Origin of the sequence: Acinetobacter oleivorans DR1, from assembly GCF_000196795.1 — a bacterium.
GTDB classification, from domain to species: domain Bacteria; phylum Pseudomonadota; class Gammaproteobacteria; order Pseudomonadales; family Moraxellaceae; genus Acinetobacter; species Acinetobacter oleivorans.
Genome location: NC_014259.1, coordinates 3,731,986 through 3,755,377, shown reverse-complemented (window position 1 = coordinate 3,755,377; position 23,392 = coordinate 3,731,986). Strand labels below are relative to the sequence as shown.

The 23,392-nt window shown below is 39.8% G+C and carries 22 protein-coding genes; 11 read left to right on the top strand and 11 right to left on the bottom strand.

The genetic code is table 11. The annotated features are described in order from the left end of the window. Positions 1-100: 100 nt before the first annotated feature. Positions 101-1,399 carry an EstA family serine hydrolase gene (locus AOLE_RS17660; protein ID WP_013199062.1) on the bottom strand — a complete coding sequence of 433 codons (1,299 nt, stop codon included), beginning with the start codon at positions 1,397-1,399 and terminating at the stop codon, positions 101-103. A gap of 210 nt (positions 1,400-1,609) precedes the next feature. On the opposite strand from AOLE_RS17660, the gene rpsO reads away from it, so the two are divergent. The 3 genes from rpsO (at position 1,610) to AOLE_RS17645 (ending at position 5,522) form a co-directional block, all read left to right on the top strand. After that, positions 1,610-1,879, top strand: coding sequence for a 30S ribosomal protein S15 (gene rpsO, locus AOLE_RS17655; protein WP_002114951.1), 270 nt, complete (start codon positions 1,610-1,612; stop codon positions 1,877-1,879). A 258-nt stretch (positions 1,880-2,137) separates the two neighbouring features. Beyond that, a complete protein-coding gene (pnp, locus tag AOLE_RS17650) occupies positions 2,138-4,225 on the top strand; it encodes a polyribonucleotide nucleotidyltransferase (protein WP_171056879.1) in 2,088 nt (695 codons plus the stop codon). 85 nt (positions 4,226-4,310) lie between these two features. Then, the gene (locus tag AOLE_RS17645; protein WP_005301909.1) at positions 4,311-5,522 is read left to right on the top strand and encodes a magnesium transporter CorA family protein; all 1,212 of its coding nucleotides are present in this window, start codon (positions 4,311-4,313) and stop codon (positions 5,520-5,522) included. Between the two features lie 230 nt (positions 5,523-5,752). Here the strand turns inward: AOLE_RS17645 and AOLE_RS17640 are convergent, their stop codons facing one another. The 6 genes from AOLE_RS17640 to AOLE_RS17615 all read right to left on the bottom strand — a co-directional run bounded on the left by AOLE_RS17640 (position 5,753) and on the right by AOLE_RS17615 (position 13,132). Continuing rightward, positions 5,753-6,082 carry a chaperone modulator CbpM gene (locus AOLE_RS17640; RefSeq protein ID WP_005301912.1) on the bottom strand — a complete coding sequence of 110 codons (330 nt, stop codon included), beginning with the start codon at positions 6,080-6,082 and terminating at the stop codon, positions 5,753-5,755. Between the two features lie 11 nt (positions 6,083-6,093). Continuing rightward, complete coding sequence (locus tag AOLE_RS17635; protein ID WP_013199061.1) at positions 6,094-7,050, bottom strand: DnaJ C-terminal domain-containing protein; 957 nt, start codon at positions 7,048-7,050, stop codon at positions 6,094-6,096. A 146-nt stretch (positions 7,051-7,196) separates the two neighbouring features. Then, the gene (locus AOLE_RS17630; protein WP_005301917.1) at positions 7,197-7,808 is read right to left on the bottom strand and encodes a LysE family translocator; all 612 of its coding nucleotides are present in this window, start codon (positions 7,806-7,808) and stop codon (positions 7,197-7,199) included. 135 nt (positions 7,809-7,943) lie between these two features. Then, positions 7,944-8,819 carry an Hsp33 family molecular chaperone HslO gene (gene hslO, locus AOLE_RS17625; protein WP_005301920.1) on the bottom strand — a complete coding sequence of 292 codons (876 nt, stop codon included), beginning with the start codon at positions 8,817-8,819 and terminating at the stop codon, positions 7,944-7,946. 163 nt (positions 8,820-8,982) lie between these two features. Further along, positions 8,983-10,827: a monovalent cation:proton antiporter-2 (CPA2) family protein gene (locus AOLE_RS17620; protein ID WP_013199060.1), complete on the bottom strand. Its 1,845-nt coding sequence runs from the start codon at positions 10,825-10,827 to the stop codon at positions 8,983-8,985. Between the two features lie 76 nt (positions 10,828-10,903). Continuing rightward, positions 10,904-13,132 carry a primosomal protein N' gene (locus tag AOLE_RS17615; protein WP_013199059.1) on the bottom strand — a complete coding sequence of 743 codons (2,229 nt, stop codon included), beginning with the start codon at positions 13,130-13,132 and terminating at the stop codon, positions 10,904-10,906. A 148-nt stretch (positions 13,133-13,280) separates the two neighbouring features. Between AOLE_RS17615 and gspF the strand changes: the two genes are divergently transcribed. From gspF to AOLE_RS17600, 3 genes are all read left to right on the top strand, one after another. Beyond that, a complete protein-coding gene (gene gspF / locus AOLE_RS17610; RefSeq protein ID WP_005301929.1) occupies positions 13,281-14,486 on the top strand; it encodes a type II secretion system inner membrane protein GspF in 1,206 nt (401 codons plus the stop codon). Positions 14,487-14,506: 20 nt separating this feature from the next. Next, complete coding sequence (gspG, locus tag AOLE_RS17605; RefSeq protein ID WP_167317673.1) at positions 14,507-14,956, top strand: type II secretion system major pseudopilin GspG; 450 nt, start codon at positions 14,507-14,509, stop codon at positions 14,954-14,956. A gap of 269 nt (positions 14,957-15,225) precedes the next feature. Beyond that, positions 15,226-15,570, top strand: a complete 345-nt coding sequence (locus AOLE_RS17600) for a hypothetical protein (protein WP_005301935.1) — start codon at positions 15,226-15,228, stop codon at positions 15,568-15,570. A 64-nt stretch (positions 15,571-15,634) separates the two neighbouring features. On the opposite strand, the gene AOLE_RS17595 is transcribed toward AOLE_RS17600, so the two are convergent. Further along, the gene (locus AOLE_RS17595; RefSeq protein ID WP_013199057.1) at positions 15,635-15,895 is read right to left on the bottom strand and encodes a DUF2798 domain-containing protein; all 261 of its coding nucleotides are present in this window, start codon (positions 15,893-15,895) and stop codon (positions 15,635-15,637) included. A 235-nt stretch (positions 15,896-16,130) separates the two neighbouring features. Between AOLE_RS17595 and AOLE_RS17590 the strand changes: the two genes are divergently transcribed. Further along, on the top strand, positions 16,131-16,469 hold the full coding sequence (locus AOLE_RS17590) for a tRNA-binding protein (RefSeq protein ID WP_005301940.1): 339 nt from the start codon (positions 16,131-16,133) through the stop codon (positions 16,467-16,469). A gap of 1 nt (position 16,470) precedes the next feature. Here AOLE_RS17590 and lnt read toward each other — a convergent pair whose 3' ends face one another. Further along, on the bottom strand, positions 16,471-18,030 hold the full coding sequence (lnt, locus tag AOLE_RS17585; protein WP_013199056.1) for an apolipoprotein N-acyltransferase: 1,560 nt from the start codon (positions 18,028-18,030) through the stop codon (positions 16,471-16,473). After that, the gene (locus AOLE_RS17580) at positions 18,027-18,866 is read right to left on the bottom strand and encodes an HlyC/CorC family transporter (RefSeq protein ID WP_004794939.1); all 840 of its coding nucleotides are present in this window, start codon (positions 18,864-18,866) and stop codon (positions 18,027-18,029) included. The genes lnt and AOLE_RS17580 overlap by 4 nt, the downstream gene beginning before the upstream one ends. 185 nt (positions 18,867-19,051) lie before the next feature. On the opposite strand from AOLE_RS17580, the gene tusA reads away from it, so the two are divergent. Further along, on the top strand, positions 19,052-19,309 hold the full coding sequence (tusA, locus tag AOLE_RS17575) for a sulfurtransferase TusA (RefSeq protein ID WP_002053527.1): 258 nt from the start codon (positions 19,052-19,054) through the stop codon (positions 19,307-19,309). Positions 19,310-19,441: 132 nt separating this feature from the next. Further along, positions 19,442-19,822, top strand: coding sequence for a hypothetical protein (locus tag AOLE_RS20570; RefSeq protein ID WP_013199055.1), 381 nt, complete (start codon positions 19,442-19,444; stop codon positions 19,820-19,822). 45 nt (positions 19,823-19,867) lie between these two features. Here AOLE_RS20570 and AOLE_RS17565 read toward each other — a convergent pair whose 3' ends face one another. Further along, positions 19,868-21,580 (bottom strand): electron transfer flavoprotein-ubiquinone oxidoreductase, encoded by a 1,713-nt coding sequence (locus tag AOLE_RS17565; protein WP_013199054.1) that lies wholly within the window; start codon positions 21,578-21,580, stop codon positions 19,868-19,870. A gap of 186 nt (positions 21,581-21,766) precedes the next feature. On the opposite strand from AOLE_RS17565, the gene AOLE_RS17560 reads away from it, so the two are divergent. Together AOLE_RS17560 and murI are read left to right on the top strand one after the other, a co-directional pair. Next, positions 21,767-22,378, top strand: a complete 612-nt coding sequence (locus tag AOLE_RS17560) for a DUF1285 domain-containing protein (RefSeq protein WP_013199053.1) — start codon at positions 21,767-21,769, stop codon at positions 22,376-22,378. A gap of 46 nt (positions 22,379-22,424) precedes the next feature. Then, a complete protein-coding gene (murI, locus tag AOLE_RS17555; RefSeq protein ID WP_013199052.1) occupies positions 22,425-23,291 on the top strand; it encodes a glutamate racemase in 867 nt (288 codons plus the stop codon). Positions 23,292-23,392: the final 101 nt, after the last annotated feature.

Below are 23,392 nucleotides of genomic sequence, written 5' to 3'. Positions count from 1 at the left end.
ACTAGCATCTCACCAACGATAATAAAAATAGAAATAACACGATAAACAAAAACTACAGCGCAAAAAACCCAAGCAGAAATGCTTGGGTTTTTTATTTGATTTACACTAAGTTCGTTTCATGAGCGTCGCTGCCAAACAAAGATCGGCGCTGATCTCTAGGAATGCGTGGGCATTGTGTTGAAATCTGATAAAGCACATTGGCTAAAGCAGGTAGGTGAGTTCCCACGACCGATTTGCCCGTTGTTAATAGAGAAACACTAATATCTCTTTCAGGGTCGGCCCAACATAAAATGTTGGAGAATCCTAAATGACCAAAAGCTTGCCCCGTCATTGGACCAAAAAGGCCTACAGGATTACTACCTAACATTGGACCTAAGGCATAGCGCATTGGTATTAATAAAGTACGGTCAATGTTAACGCCTGTGGTCGGCAGTGTTGCCCTGAAAATTGTTTTCTCACTAAATATTTGCTGACCGCCGTAGCTTCCGCCACTTAAAAGCATTTCAAAGAAACGTCCAGCTTGTTCTGCACTCGTATAAATGTTGCCGGCTGGGCAAATTGTGTCCATGAAACGACTATCGTTAGTCACATCAACTGCAAGTTGTAACCCTCCACCTAATACATGGTTCAGGTAATGATCGGTACCAAGCCGAGGGTGTAGACCTGTTGCACAGTTTAAGGCCACATCTGAGCGGTATTCTGGTTTTAAGCCATAATTGAAATAAGGCATTCCCATTGGCTTTTCAATAGTTTGATGCACAAACTCACGTAAATTTTGCCCAGTCACCCGTTCAATGACTTCGCCTAAAATATAACCTGCTGTAACCGCATGATAGGCAAGATGGTTACCAGCAGGAGACACAGGTTTGGCAGCATATAAACGTTTTAAAATTTCGTCTTTATCAAATAGGAGTTCGGGCGTGACATCGCCATCAATATAGGGAATGCCGCCACGATGTGCTAATAAATGAAAGAGAGTTGCACGGCGCTTACCATTTACGCCGTATTCAGGAATATAGTAGCTCACAGGATCAAGCAAATTGATTTCGCCTTTTTCATCTAGTAGATGAATCAGCATGGCCGTGATCATCTTCGATGCTGAAAACAGACAAACGGGCGTATCTGGAGTCGCAATCAGGGCATTCTCTTGTAGTCCTGCCGGAGAGTTCCCTTGAGCATATCCAATGCTTCTGTTCAGCAAAACTTTACCTTGTCTACGTAAGCAGAAGGTAATGAGTGGATAATTTCCAGTTTTATATAGTGCTTCTATACTGTTCCAGATTTTTTGAATCTGGCGCTCAGTCATTCCACCCTGTTCAGCAGCAACTTCATCTTGATGACGAATAACTTGCTCAATATTGTCCGGTACTGGACAAGTGTTGGTTGAAAAAATTTTCACACGTCCCTCGCGCTTCTTTCTTTTTATTCAAAGCTAGTGTGCAGGGTTAGCATGCTCGTGTCAGTGTCTAAAATGACAAGTTACTGAAAACTATTTTGCAATCCACCTATAGATACCTTAAAATAGGCAACTTGCTGTAGTGATGCACGGCAGTCAGTTGCCTCAACTGATTCATATCGTTTACTTTTTTAAGCATCTCGGAGAAATCGAATGGCTTTAACTAATGCAGACCGCGCAGAGATCATTGCTAAATTTGCTCGCGCTGAAAATGACACTGGTTCACCAGAAGTACAAGTAGCTTTATTGACTGCTCAAATCAATGATTTACAAGGTCACTTTAAAGCTCACAAACACGACCATCACAGCCGTCGTGGTTTGATTCGTATGGTTAACCAACGTCGTAAATTGCTCGACTACTTAAATGGTAAAGACCACGGTCGTTACACTGCTTTGATCGGTGCTTTAGGTTTACGTCGTTAATTCGATTTTCACTTTGTTTTCGCTATTTCGCATGTCGCAATGCTTTATCGCTGAAAAGAGAGTTTCACTTAATTTTAGATTAAGTGATGTTTAGAAGGGGCGCTTGTGCGCTCCTTCTTTGCGTTTAATATTATTTAAAATTTTTGGCCTAGTGTGATGGCTTCTAAGCTTTGTCATTTATCTACCAACAGTTGTAGTCTGAATGCCAAACCTTAGGGGTCTCACTAGAATAAAATTAGGAAAATACAATACATGTCAATGTTTAATATCGTTCGTAAAGAATTCCAATTCGGTCAACATCAAGTCGTTTTAGAAACGGGTCGCGTTGCACGTCAAGCAAACACAGTTTTAATTACAATGGGTGGCGTAACTGTTTTAGTTGCAGTTGTTGCTCAACCTAAAGCAAAAGCGGGTCAAGACTTCTTCCCGTTAACAGTTAACTATCAAGAAAAACAATATGCAGCTGGTCGTATCCCTGGTGGTTACGGTAAGCGTGAAGGCCGTGCTTCTGAAGCTGAAACTTTAATTTCACGTCTTATTGACCGTCCAATTCGTCCATTGTTCCCAGAAGGTTACTTCAACGAAATCCAAGTAACAGCAACAGTTGTTTCTTCTGACAAAACTATGGATGCTGATATTGCAGCAATGCTTGGTACATCAGCAGCATTATCTATTGCTGGTACTCCTTTCCGTGGTCCAATCGGTGGCGCACGTGTTGGTTTAATCAACGGTGAATATGTTCTTAACCCGAACTTTGAACAGTTGAAAGAAAGTGATCTTGACCTTGTTGTTGCTGGTACAGAATCTGCTGTATTAATGGTTGAATCTGAAGCTAAAGAGCTTTCAGAAGACCAAATGCTTGGTGCTGTGCTCTTCGGTCATGACGAAATGCAAATCGCGATTCAAGCAATTAAAGAATTTGCTGCTGCTGCTGGTGCAGTTGAATCAACTTGGGTTGCTCCAAGCAAAAACGAAGCACTTCTTGAGCAATTAAAAGCAGCTTTCGAAGCTAAAATTTCTGAAGCATATACAATTGCGGTTAAACAAGACCGTTATGCAGCACTTGATGCACTTTATGCAGAAGCTGTAGCTCAGTTCGTTCCTGAAAATGACGAAACTGGTATTGCTGACGAAGTAAATGAATTATTTGAAGACCTTAAATACCGTACAGTACGTGACAACATCTTGTCAGGTAAACCACGTATTGATGGCCGTGATACTAAAACTGTTCGTGGTATCGACGTTCAAGTTGGTGTATTAGACCGCGCTCACGGTTCTGCATTATTTACACGTGGTGAAACTCAAGCGTTGGTAACAACAACTTTGGGTAATACTCGTGATGCATTAATGGTTGATACATTGTCAGGTACTAAAACTGACAACTTCATGTTGCACTACAACTTCCCTGCATACTCTGTAGGTGAAACTGGTCGTGAGTCTGGCCCTAAGCGTCGTGAAATCGGTCATGGTCGTTTAGCACGTCGTGGTGTTCAAGCTGTTCTTCCTGCTGCTGACCGCTTCCCGTACGTAATCCGTATCGTATCTGACATTACTGAATCTAACGGTTCATCTTCAATGGCTTCTGTATGTGGTGCTTCATTATCACTTATGGATGCAGGTGTTCCACTTAAAGCACCAGTTGCTGGTATCGCAATGGGCTTAGTGAAAGAAGGCGAGCGTTTTGCAGTACTTTCTGACATCTTGGGTGATGAAGATCACTTAGGTGATATGGACTTTAAAGTAGCAGGTTCTGCAAACGGTATTACTGCGCTTCAAATGGACATCAAGATTGAAGGTATCACTGAAGAAATTATGGAAGTTGCATTAAACCAAGCATTTGCTGGTCGTATGCACATCCTGAATGAAATGAATAAAGTCATTTCACGTGCTCGTGCTGAAATCAGCGCACATGCACCGACATTTGAAGTGATTAACATCAATCCAGACAAGATCCGTGATGTTATTGGTAAAGGTGGCGCAACGATTCGTGCCATTACTGAAGAAACTAAAGCTGCAATTGATATTGAAGATAACGGTACAGTTCGTGTATTTGGTGAAACTAAAGCTGCTGCTCGTGCTGCGATTGCAAAAATTCAAGCACTTACTGCTGAAGTTGAACCAGGTAAGATCTATGACGGTAAAGTAATCCGTATTGTAGAATTCGGTGCGTTTGTAAACATCATGCCGGGTACTGATGGTCTTCTTCACATTTCGCAAATTTCAAACGAACGTATTGCGAACGTGACTGACGTTCTTAAAGAAGGTCAAGAAGTGAAAGTACAAGTTGCTGATGTTGATAACCGTGGTCGTATTAAATTGACTATGAAAGACATTGAACAAGCATAATTGTTTGAATGACACGAAAAAGTCCGCTTGATGCGGACTTTTTTTATGGCATGATGCAAGTAATACAAAAACAGATCGTTGTGGTATGCAGGTTTATTATTTTTATCGCCATCAAAGCGACGGCTATGTCTTTTTAAGCCGCGAACAGCATAGTGAACATGTTCTGGAGTTTTTCTGGATTGATAGTGTCAGAACGGATGTGGTTAACCATAACGAAGAATGGCAACAAGAGATTCATAAGCTTTCAGGTGTGGTTATTAATGAGTTTCATATGCGGGATATTGCCAACATTGAACATCCCTGTGCATTTGACACGCTTGAAGAATATGACCTGTTAATTTTTAAGAAATTGGTTACGCCTGACGATGAAATTAAGCATGCAGAATCACAAGATAGTGTTTTTGGTTTAGCAACGACGCCGATTAGTTTTATTTTGACACCTGATGTGCTGATTAGTGTGCGCGAGCAGGGGAATAAGTCGATTGAAAACTATATTCAACGTCTCGAAAATATTTTATGTAAAACTTTAGAAGAACAAAACAAAACCCGTAAATTACCGAATTCACCCGTCGATTTATCATTACGCTTGTTAAATAGTATGGTTGATGGTTATCTTGATATCCGCTCACCATTGACGAGAAGAGTAGAGCATTGGCAACAACAACTATTGCAGGGTAATCGTCGTTTTAAACAATGGCACCAGTTGTTCCATGAGAATATGGCCTTTCAACAGGTCGAAAATTTATGTGAAGAACAAATTGAAACCCTTCAAGAGTTTCGGGATGAAATTGTAGAAAATTACCATCATGTTGTTGGCAGTCACATCCATAATTCTCAAGATATTTTACTGGTTCGTTTAAATGATTTAATGAGTCATGTTGAACGTATTCAGAAACATACTTTGCGGTTACGTAGTGCAATTCAGTCGGCCATTGATTTACATTTTTCTGCTATTGCAAACCAAACCAATGAAAACATGCGGATTCTTGCGATTATCACGGCAGTCTTTGCGCCGCTTACCCTTTTAACAGGCATTTATGGAATGAACTTTGAGTTTATACCTGGTCTTAAATCACCTGTTGGTTTCTGGATTATGTTGGGTGCCATGCTGATTAGTACGATTTTTCTGTTGTACTATTTTTATAGACAGCACTTGGTTGGGCGTGGTGAAAAAAGTGTGATTGATTTACTGGCTCAACAGCATCGTCAAGATCGGATGAATTTATTTTGGTTTTTGGAGTATGAGCCGATTAAACAGACGGTGAAGGAATTAGAGAAGATTACTCGATTAAAATAAATTTTTATTTTTATTGAATTTTTTCAAAAATTTTCTCGAGCTAAGCGTCATCCACAACCTGCCCATAATTTAGAAATTATTGTTTTTGCAAAATAATGATTTAAATGAGGCTAGTGAACAGGTTTTGTGGATGACAATGGTTTTGGTTACTTTTGCCAAAACAAAAGTAACGTAATTAGCTGATGGAATAGACAATGAGTGCCAGTAGGACTCCGTCGTGATTATCTAATCTAATGAAAATGCTTTAACTGTTTTCTAAGTTGTTGTACTTCATCAATCAAATCTAACATCACCGCAACTGCTGCCAAACTTGCGTCAAAGTCACGTTGCAGACGATAAGCTTTACGTGCACGTGCCACATCTTCACCGATAAATTGGTGTGCTTCAGGCGTATTGTCGACAGATAAAATGTCATATTCAATTAACTGAATAATCCAGTCAGGGCTTTGACCACAAGCTTGAGCAAATTGTTGTAGGTCAAATGTAGATTGTTCATCAACGACCTCCGCACTAAAGGTATGGCCGTCATATACAATTTCGCGATAATGAATGGTTGTCATGATCTTGCTCCCTAATGAGATGAACGAGGTTCGAATGAAGCGAAGGCTTCAGCCAGTTGCTGATAAGCTTGTTTTTCTTTTTCAGAATGTGCTGGTGGGAATACAATATTTAAAATTAAATAGAGATGGCCTGGCGTTTTATTTGGTATCCCTTTGTCTTTTAAACGTAGCTGCTGTCCTTGTTTTGCATTGTGAGGTAAATTGACGTTTAAAGGTCCAGCAGGTGTTTTTACTTCAATACCTTGACCTAAGGCAGCTTCCCACGGCGCGACATCTACAGTCAAATATACATCGCTACCTTCAACATGAACGCGATCTGTATCTTTATACTGAATTTCAATATAAAGATCGCCGTTGGCACCGCCATTGATGCCACTTTGTCCTTGTCCACTTAAGCGGATTTGCTGACCTTCTTTCATACCTTTGGGTATTTTCACCTGTAAGGTTTTGCGTTGAACTTCAGGCTCGCCATAAGCATTCATGGTCGGGATTTGCAGGGTAATCTGTTGTGTTGATCCATGATAGGCAATATCAAGATCAACCTCTATGCTGGCATGTTGGTCTTCACCGCGATAACTACGCTGTTGTCTTTGGTACTGCTGCTGACCACCACCAAATCCTGCACCAAAGCGTCCAAATAAATCTTCAAAACCACTAAAATCTGCTTGTTCACCACCTGTAAAGCCTTGGCGATAAAACTGTGCTCCATCAAAACCACCTTGTGCAGCACCCTGACCAAAGTTATTAAAACCTTGAGGATGATCTAACATCTGGTCATATTCAGCTTTTTTTTCTGCATTGCTTAACGTGTCATAGGCAACATTAATGGCCTGCATCTTTTCTTCTGCATCTTTTTCTTTGCTGATGTCAGGATGATATTTACGGGCTAGTTTCCGATAAGCTTTTTTAATTTCATCAGCAGAGGCTTTGCGTGTAACCCCTAATTCTTCATAATAATTTTTTGCCATAATGTTTTATCACGATGGAGTTGTTTATTTCATTATGAAACGATTTTTAGAGTTTTCAATAAGCTAGATTGTATAAGAGTTGTTCTATTTCAAAATGAAATTGATAGAAAAAGGTATAGGCAAATGAGGCCCATACCTTTCATGATTTAGATGAAACTTTGATATAAGCCATACAGGGCAATAAGTAAAAGTAATAAACCGCATAGCCCTAATATTTTTGGATATAAATGACTGTTAGAAAGGCGACGGAAGAATATATAAACCAAAGATAAGGTGAGGAAGTCTAAAACAATCCATGTCAGGGTGAGTATGGTTAGACTTAAATTTAATTGAGGGGTAATAGAGACGAATTGCGGAAAGAAGGCCGAGAAAAAGATAATATCTTTAGGGTTTGAAATACCGACGAGAAAGCCTTTCTTAAAGCCACCATTTTGTGCTGAAACTGTTTGTATCGCTTCTGGATGAGGTGCTTGAATCACTTCTTTAAGAATACTAAAACCCAAATAACCAATATATAAGCAGCCTAGAATACGAATGATATTGAGATAACTATCGTTAACACTCAGTACTCCCTTTAAAACGAGTACTGAAATAAAAATTAAGACAAGGGATGCTAAGTTTGTACCAAAAATGGTTTCAAGCGCTTTTTTATAGCCTCCTTTAAGCCCAGCGCTTGCAACTAAAATCATTACGGGGCCAGGGGTCGCAATCATAATAATTACGCTAAAAATAAAGAGAAAATAATCAAAATAATTCATGGCGTTTTAAGCATCTATTTATAGGCTATAAAGTAGCCTTATATTATCCTATTTAAAATAAAATATTGAAAACTATCATCAAAAGTACAGACAAATAAAAAGGCGGTATATCCGCCTTTTTATAAATTTTAATGATTAACTCAAATGTTCACCAAATAATGCTAAAGCTTCTTCAGCAGTAAAGGTGTATTGAGTATTACAGAACTGACAATCCATACGAATAGGGTTTTGTTCTTCTAAGGTTTCATGAACAGCGTCTACACCAATTTGAATCAGCGCATTTGCACAGCGTTCTTTCGAACATGTACAGCCAAATTTTAATGCTTCAATTTCTGGTAAACGAACTTCTTCTTCGTTATATAAACGATATAAAATTTCGTTTGCATCTAAATTGGTTAGCTCTTCGGCTTTTAATGTTTCGGTCAACATCGTCAAACGTGGCCATAAATCTTCATCGACCAAGTTTTGCTCTTCTTCATCATGACGTGGTAAAAGCTGAATCAGTAAACCACCAGAGCGTTTTGTCGTACTTGCTAACACAATGCGAGTTGGAATTTGTGCAGACAAATCGTAATACTGCATTAAACAGCCAGCTAAAGTTTTTTGATCAAGAGGGACAATCCCTTGATAACGCTCGCCAAATTCAGGTTCAATATTAATAAATAAAACTGGATTAACTAAAGCGCCAAGAACTGTACTACTGTCTGTTGCTTCGATGAAGCGTGGGTCCGTTTCGTAATCAGCTAGAGCACGTACTTCACCCAAATGATTACATTCAGCCATTGCCCACTTAAAGGTGCCGCTAGCCTGGATTTGCAAGCTGATACGGCCTTTGATTTTTAGTGTACTTGCAAGTAATGCAGTCGCACTCAACATTTCACCTAACAGAATTTTAACCGCAGGCATATAGTCACGTTGAGCTAAGATAGTTTGTAGTGCCTCTTCTAGATGAACTACTTCCCCACGAACCGGAAAGTTCTCAATATAAAAGCGTTGGCGTAAATCAGACATAATATTCTCCAGGGCCCTAAGCAGAGTATAACTATTTCGTTTTAATCAAGCTTAGGAAATGCAGCGAAGCCGCAAGCCGGACAGGGGCAGCTTTGTGCCCATTGTCCAATTATTTAGGCAATGTGAATAAGTCCTTAATATAGCCATTTTCTGAAATCTCAAGTTATTCTAGATGATCTCTTGTAATGTCGATGCGATTTGGCTGTAAATGACGCTTTAAATTAACATCATGTTTTGACGTAGCCTGTTGCTGTGCATCACTTTCAAACAAATGTTCAAGTTCGGCTAAGGCATTACGATGCGTTTCAAAGATCTTCTGTTCATCAGTATAAATACTTTGCTGCTGTATGAGCAATTTCTCATCGTAATCCCGAAAGATTTCGATATTGTTATAGGCTTGTTCATCTGAGATACCGAGTTCTCTCAAGGCGCGATAAGCCATTCCTAATGAAGATAAATATGTTTCACGCCAAATGTGTTCAACGCCTAAATCTCTTAAAAGATGTACATGGTGACGGTCACGAGCACGAGCTAATAACTTTAAGTTTGGATAATTTAATCTGAGATGCCGTGCAACGTTCATTGAATCTTCAACATCATCAATCGCTAAAATAAATACTTTGGCTTTTTCAATACCCGCGGAACGCAATAAATCTGGCTGGGTCACATCGCCATAATAAAGCTTGCCGCCATAGCGTCGAACAAAGTCTACTTGATGAAGATTATTGTCGATTGCGGTAAAGCCCAAATGTTGCAGGCGGGCAATACGCGCGATAATTTGTCCAAATCGACCAAAACCAGCAATGATAATCGGGTTATCCTGCTGAGGAATTTCATCGTACTCAGGTGGACGTTCTTTATTAAACAGAGGAATGACCTTGGTTGCCATAATCCAGTAAATCACTGGGGTAAGTACCATCGACAATGTGACAATAAGGGTCACTGGCTCTAATAGAGCTTGAGTTAAAATTTTCTCACTTTTTGCAAGACTCAAAATTACAAAAGCAAATTCTCCGCCTTGTGCCAAGCAAGTACCCAAAAGTAAGCTATTGTTCCAACTGTATTTTTTATAGCGGGCAATGGCAGTCAATATCAGTGTTTTGATGAGCAATAAGCCGACTGCTCCACCAATAATAAGTAAAGGCATTTCAATGAGTAGGGACAACTGGGTGGTCATACCCACGGTCATAAAGAATAAGCCAAGTAGTAAACCTTTGAACGGTGCAATACTCGCTTCAACTTCGTGACGAAATTCTGAATCTGCTAATAATACACCTGTGAGGAATGCGCCTAATGTGGTGCTAATTCCTAGAGTATCCATAAGCAAGACAACAGCAAGAATAATAAATAATCCTACTGCTGTAATAAGTTCAGTCGCTCCACTTTTGGCAACAAAACGGAAGAATGGACGCATCACATAGCGACTAAACAAAAACAAGCCCGTAAAGGTTGCAATAATAGCTGCAAAATAAGCGATCCCGTGATGGGTTGATTCTGTTCCTGCCAATAATGGAATGATGGCAAGTAAGGGAATCGCCGCTATATCTTGAAAGAGCAAAATCGAAAAAGATTGCTGACCATAAGTCGTGTTGAGTTGCTGCTTTTCAGTCAGAAGCTGTAATACAAAAGCGGTGGAAGACAGCGCAAGGGCAAAACCAATGACAAAGCTAACAGAAAGCTGCTGCTTAAAGAGTAATAGTATGATCAGCATAAGTACGCCACCGCTAATGAGGACTTGCAGACTTCCCATTACAAAAATAGAGTCACGCATTTCCCACAACCGCTGTGGTCTTAGTTCTAAACCAATCAGGAACATCAATAAAATGACACCAAATTCGGCAAGTTCCATAATTGCTTCAGGGTCATGTGCAATATTTAAAACACTAGGACCTAGAAGTATTCCTGTAAATAAATAACCTAAAACTGTTGCTATCCCTAGGCGTTTGCCAAGAGGGACTAAAATCAGAGAAGCTCCAAGAAAGATTGTTGCTTGCAGTAGGAATGACATTCATTGCCTCGAATGTATTAGTCTCTTTTAAGTGTAAAGCCAAAAAGGCTTCTTCACACCATGATATTCAAATCATCTAATTAAATTCTTGCGGATCGACATCAATTGATAGCCTGAGTTGATGCTGTCTTGGGGCATGAACCAATTGAGACCACCATTGTCTTAAGTAAAAATGTAGGCGAGCACGGTCGGCAGATAAAATTACCATGTGGGCACGGTAGCGTCCCGCTTTACGTTCCATCGGCGCTGGAATAGGTCCCCAAATATCAACAATCTCACCAGCGACTTGACGAAGTTGCTCGGCAGCTTCATTTAAAAATTGTAAGGTATAGTCACGATCTTTGGATTCTGCTCGTATTAGAACTGCATAGCGATAAGGCGGCAGCAAAGCAACTTTACGTTCAGCCAGCGTTTGTTTGGCAACCGCGCGATAATCTTTTTCGATGAGTGTGGTAAGTAACGGATGATCAGGTCTTAAGGTTTGTAAATAAACATGACCTTTATGTTCTCCACGACCTGCACGACCAGCGACTTGTACAATCAGCTGCGCCGTACGTTCTGGCGCACGGATGTCTACACTGAGTAAACCTGCATCAATATCTAAAATGGCAACTAATGTGACATGTGGAAAATGATGGCCTTTTGCCAACATTTGAGTACCGAGCAAAATTGTTGGTTTGTTTTGATGAATGCGATCATAAATTTTTTGCCAGCTTCCGACACGACTGGTACTGTCACGATCGACCCGAATGACATCATGATCTGGAAATAGTTCTTGTAAGTGCTCTTCAACCTTAGCGGTTCCTGCACCTAAAGTTTTTAAGCTTTTTTGCTGACATTCAGGGCAATGATCGGGTAAGCGATGAATGGTTCCGCAGTGATGGCAGTGTAAATAAGAATAAGGCTGAGTGTGCAAAGTAAAATGCGCATCACAATGCGGGCAATTTGCTTGCCATCCACAGCTTTCACAAACCAGTACAGGTGCATAGCCACGACGGTTTAAAAAGATTAAAACCTGTTCTTTTCTAGCTAATGTATGTTTGATTTGTTCAATAAGGGGTTGGCTAATTCCATGCTGCTTTTTGACAATTTTAAGGTCAATCAAATGCATTTTAGGCAAAAGTGCATGTCCAGCACGTTTGTTGAGTTGCAGTGTAGTTAATTTGCCAGTTTCGACTAAATAATAACTATCAATACTTGGTGTGGCTGAACCTAAAATAACAGGGCAGCTTTGCAAGTGACCGCGGTACAGTGCGACATCACGCGCATGATATCGGAAGCCTTCTTGTTGCTTATAAGACAGGTCGTGTTCTTCATCTAAAATGATGAGGCCCAAACGTGGCAGTGGCGTATAGATGGCAGAGCGCGTTCCTAAAATAATAGACGCTTTTCCGGTCTGTGCTTGTTGCCATGCTTGTAAGCGTTTGGAATCATTTAAGCCTGAATGCAATAAAGCAATATCACAGTTAAAACGAGACTTAAAGCGAGAAATCGTTTGAGGGGTTAAGCCAATTTCAGGTACTAACACCAGTACTTGTTTACCTCGCTTTAGCACTTCGTGCATGATGTGCAGATAAACTTCAGTTTTACCACTTCCAGTTAAGCCATCTAGTAAAAAGGCTTGGTATTGATGCTGTGCATTTACGACGTGCTGGGTTGCTTTCTTTTGATCTTCATTGAGCGTGAGCGGCATTTGTGCCAATTGAGCTGGTGTCGGGCTAAAGTCGTGTGGTTCGAGCGTGCAGTCAACCAATCCTTTCTTTTGAAGTGCTTTAAGCGTTGCAGTTTCTACACCACTTAAATTGAGAATATTTTCTGTAGTTCCGGCAGGGTGTAATTTTAAAATTTGATACGCATCTTGTTGCTTAACAGAACGCTTTAGCAGTGCTTCAACATTGTCACAGGGAGTGATTTTCCAAAGATGGAACAAAACATCCATCGGTTTGCCCTGACGCAATAATGCGGGTAGGGCAGTTTGCATGACCTCACCAATTGGAAATTGGTAATATTGCGCGGACCATGTCAATAAACTTAAAACTTGTTCATCTAAAATTGGTTCTTCATCTAAAAGTTCAGAAATGGCTTTAAGCTGAAATTTGCCTGTAAATGGCTCATGTGGATTTACTTTTTCTGTAATGATACCAATCAGGTTTTGGCGTCCAAATGAAATAGCGACGCGTGAGCCTACGTGAGCCCGTTCATATTGTGCTTGGGTGAGTGTATAGTCAAAAGTGTCGTACAGATGCACAGGTACGGCTACACGCACACGATAAACAACTGAATCTGGCTTTGGCGTTATGGTCATAGAGGCTCATTTCGTCAATTTTAAAAAACGGCATAGCGTCGTGAAGAGGACTTGGGTATTCTACACAGGCTATAGAACGAATATGAATGATTGCGTAGCATAGATGCAACAGCAGCGACTATTATTTTTGGAAAATTAGAACATTACCATGCCTGCATATCAATTTACTGCCATTGATGCTTCAGGGAAGCAGCAAAAAGGAGTGCTTGAAGGAGATTCAGCACGCCAGATTCGCCAACAATTACGCGATAAAGCATGGACACCAATTAGTGTTGACCCTGTTGAACAAAAAGATAAACATCAGAGTCAGGGGTTATTCCAAAAAAAGTTCAGTGCTTATGATTTGGCACTCATGACCAGACAACTTTCTGTTTTGGTTGCAGCGGCCATTCCTCTAGAAGAAGCTTTACGTGCGGTGAGTAGGCAAAGTGAAAAACCACATGTGCAAAACCTTTTATTATCTGTCCGTTCTCGCGTTTTAGAAGGGCATTCACTCGCACAAGGGATGCAGCAATCTGGACGGTTTCCTGACCTCTATATTGCAACGGTCGCAGCTGGTGAGCGTTCTGGGCATTTAGATCTGATTTTAGATCAGCTCTCTGATTACACCGAAAACCGTTTTGCCATGCAAAAGAAAGTTCAGGGCGCTATGATTTACCCAATCATTTTAATGCTGATGTCTTTTGGTATTGTGATGGGTTTAATGACTTATGTTGTGCCAGAGATTGTAAAAACGTTCGACCAAAGTAAAGATGCCTTGCCGTGGATTACAGTTGCTTTAATGAAAGCCAGTGATTTTATTCGGCATGCTTGGGTGTTTATTATTATTTTTGCAGTTGTGGGAATTGTTGCATTTGTACGATTCTTAAAAACGACTGCTGGGCATTATGCTTTTGATCGATTAACACTCAAATTGCCATTATTCGGTAAACTGTCACGTGGTATTAATTCTGCACGATTTGCCAGTACTTTATCTATTTTGACTCGTTCAGGCGTACCTTTGGTCGATGCCTTAAAGATTGGTGCAGCAGTGACCAGTAATTGGGTCATACGAGATTCAATTGCCCATGCAGCTGAGCGTGTTACCGAAGGTGGTAACTTGGGAACACAGCTTGAGCGCAGTGGTTATTTCCCACCAATGATGGTACAAATGATTCGAAGTGGTGAGGCATCAGGCGAACTGGACCGCATGTTAGAACGTGCATCGACCATGCAAGACCGTGAGGTTACAACATTTATTTCAACCTTACTGGCATTACTTGAACCACTTATGCTGGTTCTAATGGCAAGCATTGTACTGGTTATTGTAATCGCGGTTATGCTGCCAATCGTAAATATGAACAATATGATTTAATAACTTTGATATTAGAGATAATGATGAAAGTACAACCTATGCAACGCAAACGAAATAAAAACTCAGGCTTTACCCTCATTGAAGTCATGGTCGTGATTGTAATTTTAGGCGTGTTAGCAGCGTTAATCGTACCAAATGTCATGGGGCGTAGTGAAAAAGCTAAAATTGATACCACTCAAATTACCTTAAAAGGTGTGGCTGGAGCTTTAGATCAGTACAAGCTTGATAACGGACATTTCCCAACCATGCAAGAAGGCGGGCTAGATGCTTTAGTTAATCAACCTGCAACAGCAAAAAACTGGATGCCGGGTGGTTATGTAAAAGGTGGTTATCCTAAAGACAGTTGGAAAAATGATGTTCAATATGTCATTCCTGGGGCAGATGGTCGCGCTTTTGATTTGTATTCATTTGGAGCAGATGGCAAAGATGGTGGTGAGGGTAATGATGCGGATATTTATTATCAGCCTTAATTGAAAATATAATAGAGATTATCAATTTAGTTAAAAAGATAAACCGATAAATTTGAATTGATAATCTCTCTCAATCAGAAAAATATAATAAACAACTGAAAAATATAAATTAAAATTAATAATGATATTTGAGATTTATAATAAGAATTATTCCCATATTTAATAGTTACAAGAAAGTTAAAATGTAGAGAGAAATAAGCTATATATTTAAATGAAAGCTTTGCATAATAAATAAAAAGCACTTTATTCAATTAAAAAGGAGAGATTAAATGAAAGCATTTCTCATATTAGATGAACTGACTCAGTTCCATTGGGTAATGCTCAAATCTGTCCTATTGATTTTGGGTTTATTGCCAATTGCTGAATTTTCATTAAAGTTATGGTTGAGTACAGAGGGAAGTAGCCAAATTATGATTGGTTTCTTCGCATTAAGTATTGTGAGTGCATGGTTGATGGTGAGCTTCTTTACCGCATTAAAAGCGAGTGTCTGGCAAGCTAAACAAATATCTACTAAATATGAGCAATTACTGTTTAAAGCTTATCGCTATGTACCCATGGTCTTTTTATCAAGCTTAGTTGCTTATTTATCTTTGGAACTATCTATCGCTTTTTAATGATATTTTAAAACCAGATTTTTAAATAAAACGTAGACTCAACATCTACGTTTTATTTTTTTAGTTAAGCAGGTTGTACTAATATGGCCGTGATTTTACGAACAACAGGTAAGACCAAAAGTAACGTTGGAAAAGCGATTAACCAAGAAATTGCCCATGCAGACATCCAGACATAAAGGGAAAATTCTTCTAGTCCTAAACTTCGTAATGTACTAATCATCGAAACCACAAAAGTCATAATGATCGATAGAAGAAAAGGTAAAACGATAGATGTATAGCGATTTGGAAGTTTTTTAAAAGTAGACAAAGATTTTGAGTTTTGCATTTTTGACTCCGTAAACCAACAAACGCCAGTGCCATTCAAAAATATTTTGAACAAATAGCTCCAAGCATTGTTGGAGGTATGTTGGCACGTTGATTGACGTAAACGTTTACGGCTTTTTGATGAGCAGATTTAATTTAGCATGAATTTTGAAAACTGGAAATAAAAAGAGGGTGTTTCTTTATTTGTACATATTATATGCTTCAAATCAGATATTTAAGAACATGAGAAAAAGTAAATGGAACAAATCGAGTGGAATGATTTTTTAAAAGTAGAGCTTCGCGTTGGTAAAATTATTCAAGCTGAAGTTTTCGAAAAGGCACGTAAACCTGCCTATATTTTACATGTAGATTTTGGTGAAGAATTAGGTATACGTAAATCGAGTGCTCAGATTACCAAGCTATATCAACCACAAGATTTAATTGGTAAATTAGTTGTTGCTGTAGTGAATTTCCCTAAAAAACAAATTGGGCCTATTCAGTCAGAATGCTTAGTGACAGGGTTTCATAACGCAGATGGGGATGTTGCACTTTGTATCCCAGAGTTTGAAGTTCCTCTGGGTACAAAGCTATTATAATTTAGCGACGTGATTTAAAAGAAACGTCAACTTTACGTGGACGATAAATCCAACCTAAAATCAGCAGTAATACTGCAAATCCTAACACTGGATAATCACCTAAACGGTTATAAAGAGTTTGACCTTGCATGGCAGGTAAATCACCTCTCAAGACAAACTCTTTATCGAGCGGTGCTTGTTCAGTGATATGACCATTTTGATCGATAAATGCTGTTACACCAGTGTTGGTTGCACGAATAAACCAGCGACCATTTTCTTTAGCACGCATCTGCACCATCTGTAAATGTTGCCATGGCCCCGCAGTACCCGTAAACCAAGCGTCATTAGATACAGTCACTAAAAAGTCGCTGTCTTCTGCATTGCGTCGGGTAAGGTTTGGATAAGCCACTTCATAACAAATCGCAGCAGCAAGCGCATGTCCTTTAATCATGAGTGGTTTCTGGTTACTCTCACCACGTGAAAAACCGCTCATGCTAATATCATTTTGCATGGCTGGTAATACCCATGAGAGTAAACCTGATAGTGGAATATATTCACCAAACGGCACAAGACGCTGCTTTTTATAGAGACCGCTTGAGTCTCTACCAGAAGCCATAATACTGTTGTAATACAGCGGGCTACCGACTTCATGAGATTTGGTAACATCCCAGTAAGGAATTCCGGTTACCCATGCAGTGTAGTTCTTTTTCGCTTGTGCATCCATTGCATCCAAAAACGGTTCAATGTCAGTTTGGAAGAGTGGAATTGAAGATTCAGGCCATACAATTAAGTCACGGCCCCATTCAGATTGAGTCAGACCAGCATAAATTTCTAATGTTCTAACTTGATATTCAGTCAGCCATTTTAAATCTTGTGGAATGTTGCCTTGAATGAGCGAAACGCTAAGTGGTTTAGCAGCTTTAGGTTTTACAAACTGTATATATGATGCTCCCCATGCACCTAAAACCAATAGGGCAGACGGGATAACCCAGAAAATACGCTTGCGCAGAACTTCAACTAAAGCACACGCTAATACAATAACAACGAAGGAAATTGCATAAATACCGAATAGAGGTGCGTAACCATCGAGTAAACGTTCAGTAAAAGCGTAACCGACAAACAGCCATGGGAAACCTGTAAATACCCAAGTTTTTGCCCACTCGAAAACAATCCAGAGCGGTGCAAAAGTCAGTGGCGTTTCAGGGAAGAAACGTCGGTAAACCCAAGTCTGAAGTGCGGTGAATAAGCCCATAAGCAGGGCCATAATAGCAATCATACCTACGCTTAGAAAAGCATTGGTATCGCCATATACATGGATGGACGTGTAGAGCCAAAAAGCGCCTACAAACCATAAGCCGAAGCCATAGCTCCAGCCAATAGCAAATGCTTGTTTAGCTGAGCGTTTATGTAGTGATGCATAGAGTAGGGCTGGAGATAAAATTGCCAGCCACCACCAATAATAAGGTGCCAGTGAAAAACTGAACACGGCACCTGAAAATAAAGCAATGAGTAAAGGAAAAATTAAAGGAAGCTGTTTTTGTTGTTGCGAAGAATCTAACAGCTTTTCAAAGTATGCTCTCATTGACGTACAGCTCGAATCAGATGAATAGTGCGGGCATCTGCTTCAACGATTGTAAATAACCAATTTCCAAGTTCAACAGTTTGTCCTTGTAAATCACTTACTAGACCAATCTCTTGAAGTAATAAACCGCCGACAGTTTCTACTTCATCGTCAGAAAAATCAGCATCTAAAACAGTATTGAAATGTTCGATTGGTGTAAGTGCTTGCACCATCCATGCATTTGCTACCGTATGGTCATTGTCCGGAACAATGTACTGTGCATCTTCATCAGCAGTGTCATGTTCATCTTCAATTTCGCCAACGATTTCTTCAAGAATATCTTCAAGCGTAACAAGACCAGCTGTTGAACCATATTCATCAATCACAATAGCAATGTGAGTCTGAGTGTGTTTCAGCATGCGTAGAACCTGATCGGAACGCGCACTTTCTGGAACAAATAACGGTTGACGCATAAGAACTCGAATATCGACTTTGGTATTCGGTTCGGTTAGAAACGGCAGTAAATCTTTTGCGAGCAAAATCCCGACAACATTATCAGGCTGATCAGAAGAGAAGACTGGAAAGCGTGAGTGAGCAGACTCGACCAATACATCAAGAATATCAAGTAACTGATCATCTTCTTGCAAACTGATCATTGCTGTTCGTGGTGTCATGACTTCACGAATTTTTGTAGCTGGAAGGTCAAGAACACCTTCAAGCATGGCAACAGTATCTGGTTCTAAAAAGCGACGTGAATTTTGGACTAATTTTAATAATTCATCACGGGTTTCTGGTGCTGTGCCTAACCATTTTCGTAAGCCGCGCATTCCCCACGACGGACTTGGTTCCTCTTGCATGATCTTTCCTAAAGACTCAATCTATCAAATGAATACTTTGAATCATACCGAAGAAAACATGCTTATGCATCTATAAAACAAGCTAAAAGACAAAACGTATATTGTTATGTAAAAGCCAGTTACAGTTAACAGCGCAGTAATTTGTTTATGCTAAAATGTGAAAATTCTATTTGTTCGAGTTTGTTATGTCAGAGCAACCCATTTCACCTACTGTACAACTCAATACGCGTGGTTTACGTTGTCCGGAACCTGTCATGATGTTGCATCAAGCCATTCGCAAATCTAAATCTGGGGATGTGGTTGAAGTCTTCGCAACAGATAATTCGACCTCGTGGGATATTCCTAAATTTTGTATGCATTTAGGCCATGAGTTGCTTTTGCAAGAAGAACGCTTAGATGAAAATGGTCATAAAGAATTTCATTATTTGGTGAAGAAAGGGTAATAGAATAATAAGGCTTCTAATAACGACAATTAGGAGCCATTAATAATTCAAATTTAATTTGAAATGATAATTTTTTACAAATAAGAATCGTTATATAATTTATAAAATTAAGTATATAAATGACGTATAAAAATGAATGATTATTTTGTGAAACGAAGCTTATTTATTTGTCTTTGGTTTTTCTCTATTGCTGGTTTATTAAATCTAGAAACCCCTTGGTTATCTGAAACTCTTGCCACCATTATTTTAGTTACTCTTATTATTGTTGGCTCAATTCTGTTGGGTTATAGAAATACATATTTTGCTCCCGAACCAAAAATAAAGATGAGTCTGATTTTACATACAAGATTCATGGGCTTCATGTTAATTCTTGATTTATTGTTTGGGAAATCAGTTTGGTATTTCGATTTAGCACGAAACTTTGGTTTTCTTGGTCTGTTTTTATTAGGCTCATTTATTTTCTATAAAAAGAACCTTAATTTAAATGTAGCAAAAATACCGCCTTTTCAATAAGCGAACTCCAATAAAAAAAGCCCCGAATAATCGGGGCTTTTTTTATTACATATTAGGATAATTCGGACCACCGCCGCCTTCTGGCGTTACCCATGTGATGTTTTGAGATGGGTCTTTAATGTCACAGGTCTTACAGTGAACACAGTTTGCTGCGTTAATCTGGAAGCGTTTAGAGCCATCATTATCTTCCATGATTTCATAAACACCAGCAGGGCAGTAGCGCTGTGCAGGCTCATCCCATTTCGGTAAGTTTACATTCACTGGAATTGAAGGATCAGTAAGCTTCAAGTGAGCTGGCTGGTTTTCTTCATGTACAGTGTTTGAGATAAACACAGAAGATAAACGGTCAAATGTAAGCTTGCCATCTGGTTTTGGATAGTTTGGCTTGAAGCTAGTTGCATCGACAGTTTTCAATACAGCAAAGTCTTGCTTCAAGTCATGTAAAGTGAATGGCACTTTAAAGACGTTTTGGTCGATAAAGTTAAATGCACCACCAATCCATTGACCAAATTTATGCATTGCTGGGCCAAAGTTACGAGAGTTATAAAGCTCTTCTTTTAACCAGCTGTTGTTGAATTTGTCAGTGTATGAAGTTAACTCTTTAGTGAATAAATCTTCGCCTTCGGTAACACGTGCAATCGCAAGATCACCGCCTTTTTCTACACCAGCAGCAATCGCTTCAAATACAGCTTCACCACATAACATGCCTGATTTCATGGCAGTGTGTGAGCCTTTGATTTTTGCAAAGTTTAAGAAACCTGCGTCATCACCAATCAAGCAGCCACCTGGGAAAGTCAATTTAGGCAATGAGTTGAAACCGCCTTTCACTACAGCACGTGCGCCGTAAGAAATACGCTTACCACCGTCTAAATACTGTTTAATCAGTGGGTGAGTTTTCCAGCGCTGCATTTCCATGAATGGATACATGTGTGGATTTTCATAAGACAAGTCCACAATCATACCCAAAGTCACTTGGTTGTTTTCAGCGTGGTATAACCACCAACCACCAGAAGAACCAGTTTCAGCCAATGGCCAACCAGCACCGTGCATCACTAAGCCCGGCTTATGTTTTGATGGGTCAATTTCCCAAAGTTCTTTAATCCCGATACCGTAGTGCTGAGGATCAGCATCTTTATCAAGGTTGTATTTCGCAATGAGGCGTTTGCCTAAGTGACCACGGCAACCTTCAGCAAAGAGGGTGTATTTAGCGTGAAGTTCATATCCTGGAGTAAAGTTATGCGTTGGTTCGCCATCTTTACCAATACCCATATCACCAGTTTGAATACCTTTTACAGTACCGTCTTCATGGTAAAGCACTTCAGATGCAGCAAAACCAGGGAAGATAGAAACTTCTAGTTCTTCAGCTTTTTGACCTAACCAGCGAACAACGTTACCTAACGAGATAACATAGTTACCATCATTGTGCATGGTTTTAGGAACCATCCAGTGAGGTGCTTCTTTAGAAGTGGTTTCTGAAAGTAAGAAGAATGTCTTGTCTTCAGTTACAGGTACGTTAAGAGGCGCGCCTTCTTCTTTCCAGTTCGGGAAAAGTTCATTGATGGCACGTGGCTCAAGCACAGCACCAGACAAGATATGCGCACCTACTTCAGAGCCTTTTTCAACTACACAAACAGAAAGATCGGGTAAGTTTTTTTCAATCGCTAATTGACGGATCTTAATCGCAGCAGACAGACCGGCAGGTCCTGCACCTACGATGACAACGTCAAACTCCATCGATTCACGTTCGATGTGTTCCATGTAGGACTCCTCAATACTTAAAGGTGGCAACCGTCATATTCAGAAATTCGGTGCTGCCGTGAGTGTTTTAATCCATAGGCGCAAATATGCTATTGTGCCTTTTATCGTTTTGGCTAGTATAGTTTTAAACCATGATCTAGCCAATTGGCTGAGTCGTCATATTTTTTCGTCAGCAAGGCATAAACTATGGTAAATCAAAATAATTCCCCATCGGATATGGGAAAAATACCGTTATCTGATGATAAAAACTTAATGAACATTGCACAATACTTAAAAGGTGTACAGCAAAGTCACAAAAGGTCAATTCCACCTTTAGAGCAGTGGCATCCAAAGCATTGCGGCAAAATGGATTTGACGGTTAAAGCCAATGGAGAATGGTGGCACGAAGGTCAATTAATTAAGCGCCAAGCCCTATTAGATCTATTTACCAAAGTCCTATGGAAAGAAGAAGGGAAATTCTACCTGAAAACCCCCGTAGAACAAATTGAAATTGAGGTTGAAGATGAACCTTTATTAGTCAATCAGGTCGATCAAGTTGAAATTTCAGGTGATCAATTTTTACAACTGACCACGACCAATCAAGATGTGATTTTGGTTGATGCTGAACATCCAATTTTTATGCGTGAATATGCAGGGGAGTTGCGTCCTTATGTGCATGTCCGATTTGGAATTAATGCGCTTATTCAACGTCAGTCTTTTTATCACTTAGTGAACTATGGGACACTCGTCGAAAAAGAGAATGGTGAAACCGTTTTAGAGTTAAAAAGTGGTAATTTGCTCTTGCAATTAGGCACTTGAGGTTTAAGCTTTAGGAAGTGAAATTTTCTGACACTTCAGTACAGCTATGACCGCCATACAACCTCTATTTACCGATCTAGAACCTATGCCTAAAGCATCAGCAGATGCCCCAATTGGTATTTTTGATTCGGGAATTGGGGGAATGTCAGTTGCAGCAGAAATAGCTAGATATTTACCCAATGAACGCATTGTGTATTATGCCGACACAGCCTACGTTCCTTATGGCCCACGTTCTGATGAAGAAATTAGAGAACTCACAGCCCGAGCCGTTGATTGGTTATACCGCCAAGGTTGTAAAATTGCAGTGGTTGCCTGTAATACCGCTTCAGCATTTAGTCTTGACCATTTACGTGAACATTATGGTGAACATTTTCCAATTGTTGGTTTAGTTCCAGCATTAAAACCTGCCGTATTACAGACACGTTCTAAAGTGGTTGCTGTGTTGGCCACACCTGCTACTTTTCGTGGGCAACTCATTAAAGATGTTGTTGAGAAGTTTGCTGTTCCGGCGGGTGTTAAAGTGATGACCTTAACCAGCCTTGAACTTGTTCCTTGTGTAGAAGCAGGACAGCAAATGGGAGAGGCGTGTTTAACGGCATTAAAAGAGGTTTTACAGCCTGCCGCTGAGCAAGGTGCAGACTATTTAGTGCTCGGTTGTACGCATTATCCTTTCTTAAATGAAGCAATTCATCATCTTTTTGATAACCAATTCACACTGGTTGATTCTGGGTTCGCAGTTGCCCGACAAACAGCCCGTATTTTAATAAAAAATGCGTTATTATGTGACCAAATAGGTCAGAATGTTGCACGTATTGAATGTTACGTCAGCGGAAATAATGCTGACGCACTGCAACCTGTTTTACAACATATGATTCCACAAGAGTTAACTTGGACACTTCATAATCTGAACTGATCTTTTAGCATCATTTAGAAAATAGTGTTTTTTTATATTTATTATTTTATTTGGGGCGGTTCATGATCTTGGCTGATTTTAAGTCACATACAGATCATGAG